General features: G+C 66.2%; 8 protein-coding genes. 2 read left to right on the top strand and 6 right to left on the bottom strand.

Annotated features, from left to right (window positions below; translation table 11 throughout):
* The 3 genes from ACTHL9_RS16645 to pdhA form a co-directional block, all read right to left on the bottom strand.
* Positions 1-292 (bottom strand): biotin/lipoyl-containing protein (locus ACTHL9_RS16645; RefSeq protein WP_440520391.1); only part of this gene is annotated, 292 nt, incomplete at its 3' end.
* A gap of 5 nt (positions 293-297) precedes the next feature.
* Complete coding sequence (locus ACTHL9_RS16640) at positions 298-1323, bottom strand: alpha-ketoacid dehydrogenase subunit beta (RefSeq protein WP_440520390.1); 1026 nt, start codon at positions 1321-1323, stop codon at positions 298-300.
* Complete coding sequence (pdhA, locus tag ACTHL9_RS16635; protein WP_440520389.1) at positions 1323-2462, bottom strand: pyruvate dehydrogenase (acetyl-transferring) E1 component subunit alpha; 1140 nt, start codon at positions 2460-2462, stop codon at positions 1323-1325. The genes ACTHL9_RS16640 and pdhA overlap by 1 nt, the downstream gene beginning before the upstream one ends.
* A gap of 141 nt (positions 2463-2603) precedes the next feature.
* Here pdhA and ACTHL9_RS16630 point away from each other — a divergent pair, with 141 nt between their 5' ends.
* Both ACTHL9_RS16630 and ACTHL9_RS16625 read left to right on the top strand, forming a co-directional pair.
* Positions 2604-3071, top strand: a complete 468-nt coding sequence (locus tag ACTHL9_RS16630; RefSeq protein ID WP_138419331.1) for an Lrp/AsnC family transcriptional regulator — start codon at positions 2604-2606, stop codon at positions 3069-3071.
* 72 nt (positions 3072-3143) lie between these two features.
* On the top strand, positions 3144-4790 hold the full coding sequence (locus tag ACTHL9_RS16625; protein ID WP_440520388.1) for a sensor histidine kinase: 1647 nt from the start codon (positions 3144-3146) through the stop codon (positions 4788-4790).
* Here the strand turns inward: ACTHL9_RS16625 and ACTHL9_RS16620 are convergent.
* The 3 genes from ACTHL9_RS16620 to frr form a co-directional block, all read right to left on the bottom strand.
* Positions 4771-5346 (bottom strand): DivIVA domain-containing protein, encoded by a 576-nt coding sequence (locus ACTHL9_RS16620; RefSeq protein ID WP_440520387.1) that lies wholly within the window; start codon positions 5344-5346, stop codon positions 4771-4773. The genes ACTHL9_RS16625 and ACTHL9_RS16620 overlap by 20 nt on opposite strands.
* A gap of 106 nt (positions 5347-5452) precedes the next feature.
* Positions 5453-6445, bottom strand: a complete 993-nt coding sequence (locus tag ACTHL9_RS16615; RefSeq protein WP_440520386.1) for a phosphatidate cytidylyltransferase — start codon at positions 6443-6445, stop codon at positions 5453-5455.
* Positions 6445-7002, bottom strand: a complete 558-nt coding sequence (gene frr, locus ACTHL9_RS16610) for a ribosome recycling factor (protein WP_440520392.1) — start codon at positions 7000-7002, stop codon at positions 6445-6447. Before frr ends, ACTHL9_RS16615 begins: the two co-directional genes overlap by 1 nt.
* Positions 7003-7020 lie beyond the last annotated feature (18 nt).

Below are 7020 nucleotides of genomic sequence, written 5' to 3'. Positions count from 1 at the left end.
CCTTCTGGGCCGGTTCCTTCTGGTCTGCGACTTCGAAGGTGGCGATCGGCGTTCCGACGGCGACCACCTGGCCCGGTTCCGCGAGGAGCGCGACGACGCGACCTGTAAAGGGGCTCGGAAGCTCGACGACGGCCTTGGCGGTCTCAACCTCGCCGATCACCTGATTGAGCCGAACCTCGTCCCCGACGGCGACGCGCCAGGAGACGATCTCCGATTCGGTGAGCCCCTCGCCGAGATCCGGAAGCTTGAAGTCCCGGGTGACGGTCTCGGCGGATGAGGGACGCTCGGACACCGCGCTCACTCCTCGCCCTCCTCGCTGCCGCTGAGCGAATTGGGGCGGCCCAGCGCGCGGTCCACGCCGTCGAGAATGCGATCCAGATCCGGCAGATGAAGAGTCTCGAGCCGCGAATTCGGATACGGAACGTCGAAGCCTGTCACCCGAACCGGCGAGTGTTCGAGGTAGTAGAAGCAGCGTTCCGTGATGGCAGCCGCCAGCTCGGCGCCCAGACCGGCTGTCTGCGAGGCCTCGTGGGCGATGACGAGACGCCCCGTCTTCCGAACGGATGCCTCAAGGGCCGGGTAATCGACGGGAGAGAGCGATCGCAGGTCGATGACCTCGATCGAAACCCCCTCGTCCGAAGCGGCCACTGCCGCATCCAGGCACGTCTTGACGAGCGGACCATAGGCGATCAGGGTCACGTCTGTGCCTTCTGCGGCGACCCTCGCCGCGTCCATGCCGAGCCCCGCCGGTCCTTCGAGGCCCGCCGACTCGTCGACGTCTCCCTTGTCGTGATAGCGCCGCTTCGGCTCGAAGAAGACCACGGGATCATCGCACGCGATGGCCTGCTGGATCATCGAGAAGGCGTCCTGGGGATTCGAGACGCTCACCACGCGCAGCCCCGCGGTGTGCACGAAGTATGCCTCCGGAGACTCGGAATGGTGCTCCGGTGAGCCGATGCCGCCGCCGAACGGGATGCGGATCGTGATCGGCATGCGGACGCGGCCCAGAGTGCGGAAGTGCAGCTTCGCCACTTGGGACACGATCTGGTCGAAAGCCGGATATACGAAGCCGTCGAACTGGATCTCGATGACGGGCCGGTAGCCCCGATAGGCCATCCCGATCGCGGTTCCCATGATGCCGGATTCGGCGAGTGGCGTGTCGATGACCCGGTGCGCCCCGAAATCCTTCTGGAGCCCATCCGTGATCCGGAAGACACCTCCGAGCTTGCCGATGTCCTCGCCCATGAGGACGACCTTGGAATCCCGCTCCATGGCACGACGCAGGCCGGCATTCATCGCCTTCGCGAAGGTCATCTCAGTCATCACTGGCCCCCTTCTGCGCCGGCCTCGACACCGGCCCGATACCGTCCGAAATGATCGCGCTGCCGGTCAAGGATCGGCTGCGGGCCCGCGTAGACGTGCTCGAAGAGGGCCTCCGGTGCCGGATCCGGCATGCGGATGGTGGCCTCCCGCAGCGCCGCGCCCACGGAATCCGCCTTCTCCGCGACGCGCGAGCGCCCGGCGTCGTCAAGGAAGCCCCGAGAGGTGAGGAACGACTCGAGACGGGAAATCGGATCCCGTTCCTTCCAGTCCTCAAGTTCGTTGGCGTCCCGGTATCTGGTGGGATCATCCGCCGTCGTATGCGGCCCCATGCGGTATGTGACGGCCTCGATGAAGGAGGGCCCGTTGCCCGAGCGCGCCCGTTCGAGCGCTTCGCGCGAAGCTGCGAGGCAGGCGAGAACATCGTTGCCGTCGACGCGCACACTCGGGATCCCGAAGCCGGGTGCCCGCAGAGCGATCGGCACGTGCGCCTGGATTCCCACAGGCTCGGAAATCGCCCATTGGTTGTTCTGGCAGAAGAACACGACCGGCGCCTGGAAACTCGCGGCAAAGACCATCGACTCGTTGGTGTCCCCCTGGCTGGTGGCACCGTCGCCGAAATAGGTGATGACGGCGGACTCGGCACCATCGAACAGCACCCCCATTCCGTAGCCCACGGCATGCAGCGTCTGCGCGCCGATGACGACTTGGGACGGCGCCATATTGAATTCGTACGGGTCCCACCCTGAATTCGCGCTACCTCGCCATTGGCGGACCAGATCCGCAAGCGGAACGCCCCGAACATACGCGACGGCGATCTCCCGGTAGCTGGGGAAAATGAAATCGTCACGGCCGATGGCATAGGCGGAGCCGATCTGTGCCGCTTCCTGGCCAACGAACGGGGGCCAGAGGCCAACCTCGCCCTGACGCTGAAGAGCTGTGCCCTCGGCGTCAATCCTTCGGGCAACGACCATGTCCTCGTAGATCTTCAGCAGCAGGTCCTTGCCGTTCTCGCCGTCGAGATCCGTGAGGAAACGGTCGTAGCGCTCGTGGGGGTGTCGAGCGCCGTCTGGAGAGAGGAGCTGGATCGGCGATCCGTCGTCGCCGGCAATCATCTGATACGTGGACACTTCGGTTCGCATCCCTATCTTTTCGCGGGAAGGCCTGTAGGCCCCCGAGGTAACTGTGACGATACTCACAAGGGGCAGGGGGTACAACCATCCACGCGAGAAGTGAGCAGGATGCCCTATTTGGCTCCGGCTCGGCGTGCTACTCTGCGCAGCATGCACTCCGTGGACGCCACCGACGCCCGCATCCTGCGTGCTCTGGCAGAGGACCCCCGCCGAACAGTGGTGGCCCTCGCCCAAGAACTCGGGCTCTCGCGCAACACGGTCCAGGCACGGCTCGCCCGCCTCGAGCAGCACGCCTTCCTCCCGTTCGACCGGCGCATCAACCCGGCGTCGCTCGGCTACCCACTGCTCTGCTTCATCACCGTGCACGTCCAGCAGCGGCTTCTCGCCGAGATCACAGCTGCCATCGCCCAGATCCCCGAGGTGCTCGAAGGCCACGGGCTCACCGGCACGGCCGATCTTCTGCTCCGCGTGGTCGCCCTCGACGCGGAGGACCTCTTCCGGATCAACGGCAAGATCCTGGCCGTCGACGGCGTCGAACGGACCGATACGGCGCTCTCCATGGGCGAGCTCATCCCCTTTCGCATGGACCCCTTGTTGGAGCGGGGTCCCCGGACCTGATGAAGTGACATCCAGTCGACAGAAAGCGTCACAGGGTTGACTCATTGACGCAGAAATGGGGAAGAGGGTCGCGTGGGGAATCTTGTCGAGAAGTTTGTCCTGCTGGGGCAACGCCGCTTCCACGATCTGAACCTTCCAGCCAAGGTCGTGCTGAGCCAGTTGCCGCTCAATGCCACGATGATCCTGGTGTGCGGGATCGCAGCGTCGGTCCAGATTGGCGAGTTGACCGACGCAGGCTTCGTGGGAGCCCAGGCGCTGGCTCTGTTCCTGCTTGCACTGTGTGCCGTGGTTCCGTGGGAGCGCCTTCCCAAGCGAGCTTTTCTTGTCATCCCCCTGCTTGACTTCATCCCGGTGGGCATCCTCCGCGCCAGCACTGAGGACCTCCTCCAAGGCCTCGGACTCCTCGCGGTCTTTCCGATGATGTGGCTTGCCGGATCCGGGTACCGGCCTGCCGTCATGGTCCCCCTCGGAACCGCTGCGACCTTCGCCATGGTCTGGACGCCCCACTTTGGGGAGGGCAATTCCACCTCGTACACGCTCACGGCCGAGTTGGTCACCCCCTTCATGGTGCTAGCGATCGGAATCGCGACGGCGGTGATGACCGCAAGTGGGATGATCCAGCGGACCCGGGTGCGAGAACTCCTTGCACGGACCGAACTGCGCCAGAGGCTCCTCGACACCGTCCTCGAAACAGTGGACGTTGGCGTCCTTGTGCTCGATTCAGACGGTCGACGCCTTCTCATGAACGCGCGGCAGCGCGAACTGCACCGGATCGCGCTGCCCGATGGCGTGGACGAAGGCCGCGAACCGGAGCTCCTCGTCTACGGAGAGGACTCCGACCGGCTCACCCCCCTTGAGAGGCGCCCCGTCCACCGGGCGAGGAACGGTGAGACGTTCGCGCACGACGTGTTTCGACTCGGCACAGGCGCCAACGCGCGCATCGTGTCAGTCTCGGCCCGTCCGTTTTATGGAGTCACAGGATGCCAGGAAGGGTCCGTCCTCGCCTTCTCGGACGTCACGGAGGTGGTGAAGGCGGTTCGTGCTCGCGACCGCTTCGTTGCGGCGATGTCCCACGAGTTCCGGACCCCGCTCACGAGCCTGCTCGGCTACGCCGAGCTACTCCAGGAGGAGCCGTCTCTCAGCGCAGCGGCCCGCTCCGACGTCCAGGTCATGGCACGGAACGCCCGTCACCTGAACAAGATGGTGGACGACATCCTCGCTGCCGCCACCTCCGATTCCACCGAACCCGTCCGGGCCCCGCTCGATCTGGCGCAGCTGCTCAGAGAGGAGGCAGCGTCGTCGGCCCCCGAGGCCGCAAGGCGCGGCCTCGCACTCCACGTGAACGCCGACGACGCGCTCCCGATCCTCGGCGACCAGACCGCCGTCGTACGCACTCTGGCGAACCTCGTCTCCAACGCCCTCAAGTATTCAGAGACCGGCGGCAAGGTGGTGGTGACCGGGAAGCGAGAGGGAGGCTGGGCCGTGTGCACCGTCGAAGACGAGGGAATCGGCATCGCGCCCGAAGACCTTCAGCGGGTCTTCACCCGCTTCCAACGGAGCTCGGCTGCAGTCCGCTCCGGGATCCCCGGTACGGGGCTGGGTCTCGCCCTCGCCCGCGAGGTGGCGGTCCAGCATGGCGGCAGCCTCGACGTCGCGAGTGAACTGGGGGTCGGGAGCGTCTTCACGCTCCGGCTCCCCGTCAGGCAATCTTCGCGATGAGCTCCACGCAGCGGTCCAAGAAAGAGTCGACCTGGGTCTCCTCGTAGCCCTCCCGCCCGGCAACCGTACGGAACACGGCAGTCCGAACGTCGTCGGCGCTCATCGTGGCATCGTGCTCCAGATAGTCGAGGAGCCGGTGGCAGAGCGCATCCACGTCGCCCCGGTGATAGCTCGGGGCGCCGTTCTTCGAGGGTCGGCGGAAGCGATCGCCATCGGGGCGGTGAAGTCGATTGCGGAGGATCCCGGCGAGGTAGCCCACCTCGTGTAGCCAGGCGTCCTCCCCCTCGCGATCGATGAGCTCATCGCGTTCCCTGCGGGCCAGCGCATCCTCGAGGCGATCCAAGGCCGCGTCCACCTGGCCCGCGTCGTAGCCGCCCCGCACGGCGTCGAAGGCAATCGTTCGGACGTGGTGGCTGGTGATCGGCTCTGATGAAGAACCTCGCAGATAGGCGCGGGCGGCCTCCATGAACTTCTCGACCTGCTTGGGGCTGTAGCCCAGTTCGCCGCGGTCGACCCGCTCGAACCCAGCCGCGGCCCCCGATTCAGCTCGCGCCACCCTGCCTCCGTCCTCTCCTACGGCCCTCTCTAGAGGCGGTGTCCCGCCGCGGGCCATGACCTGCCCTGCCCAACATTATCGTTCCGTCAGGGCTCATCCTGCCTTATCAGGAGGCTGGAAGGACGCTGAACACCAGGTACGCCACCGGCACGCCGAAAAGGATCGAGTCGAGCCGGTCCATCATTCCGCCGTGACCGGGAAGGATGCTGCTCATGTCCTTGATGCCCAGCTCGCGTTTGACCATCGACTCTCCGAGGTCCCCAGCCGTCGCGGCGCCGACCATCGCGATGGCCAGGACGATGCCTTCCCACCAAGGCCTCCCCAGCAGGAAGACGGTCCCCAGAATTCCAATCACGATGGCGCCCGCCACGGACCCGGCGAACCCCTCCCACGACTTCTTGGGGCTGATCTTCGGTGCCATCGGGTGCTTGCCCAGACTTGCCCCGACGATGTAGCCGAACGTGTCGTTGGCGACGATGAGGAGGAGCGTGAGCACCAGCTGAAGGACGCTCTTCGGCACCTCAAGGCCGGGCCACAGCCCGAACGGCGCCGACGAAAGCCCGGAGTCATGCAGCGGCAGGACAGCGAAGCCCACGAAGAACGGGATCCACATGAGCACGAAGACGCCGCCTACGACGTTGGTGACGGCTCCCTCCGCCGACTCTAGGCTCTGCCAGAGCAGCACGGCTGCGCATGCGGCAAGGAGCGCGAACAGCTGCGCTTCCTGCCCGCCGATGAAGGCCGAGAACGGGATCGCCACCGAGCCGATGAGCACGGGCACGATCGGGATGTTCGTCCTGCGGGTCTGGAGCGCGCGGAACACCTCCCAGACCCCGAGAACACCGGCCGCCGTAGCGATCAGGACGAAGCCGAGCGGCCAGATGAACAGCCCTGCGAGCACCGCGGCCAGGAGGGCAAGCCCAACGACGATCGCCGCCGGCAGATTGCGCCCCGCCTTCGAGCTGGATCCAGGAGGTGGGACCGCGGCTCCAGCCGCGGCGGCTTGGGCGACAGCCGCCTCACGGCGTGCGCGCCGGGAGGCCGGCGCCCCCGGCGCGTCGAGCGGCGGCCCGCCGGCCTCGGGCTGTGGATCGGCCATCAGACCTCGAGCAGCTCGGCTTCCTTGCGCTTGACGAGCTCGTCCACGCTGTCCGTGTGCTGCTTGGTCAGGCCGTCGAGCTCCTTTTCGCCGCGGGCACCGTCATCCTCGCCGACCTCGCCGTCCTTGACGAGCCGGTCGAGCGATTCCTTGGCCTTGCGGCGGATGCTGCGGATCGAGACCTTCGCATCCTCGCCTTTGCCCTTGACGATCTTCACGTACTCCTTGCGGCGCTCCTGCGTGAGCTCGGGCAGGACCACGCGGATCACCGCACCGTCGTTCGACGGGTTGGCCCCCACCTCCGAGTCGCTGAGGGCGCGCTCGATGTCCCGCAGCGCGGTCTTGTCGAACGGGGTAATGAGGATGGTGCGCGCGTCAGAGACTTGGAACGACGCGAGCTGCTGCAGCGGCGTGGGAGTTCCGTAGTACTCCACCATGACCTTGGCGTAGAGCGCCGGATTGGCGCGCCCGGTGCGGATCGCCGCGAAGTCCTCCTTGGCCACCTCGACGGCCTTCTCCATCTTTTCGGCGGCTTCGAGAAGAGTCTCTTCGATCACGGTTGCTGGCTCCTGACT

The sequence above is a fragment of the Sinomonas sp. genome, from assembly GCF_051955515.1.
Classification (GTDB): Bacteria; Actinomycetota; Actinomycetes; order Actinomycetales; family Micrococcaceae; genus Sinomonas.
Note: the sequence above shows the minus strand (reverse complement) of the source record. Positions and strands in the feature narration are given on the sequence as shown.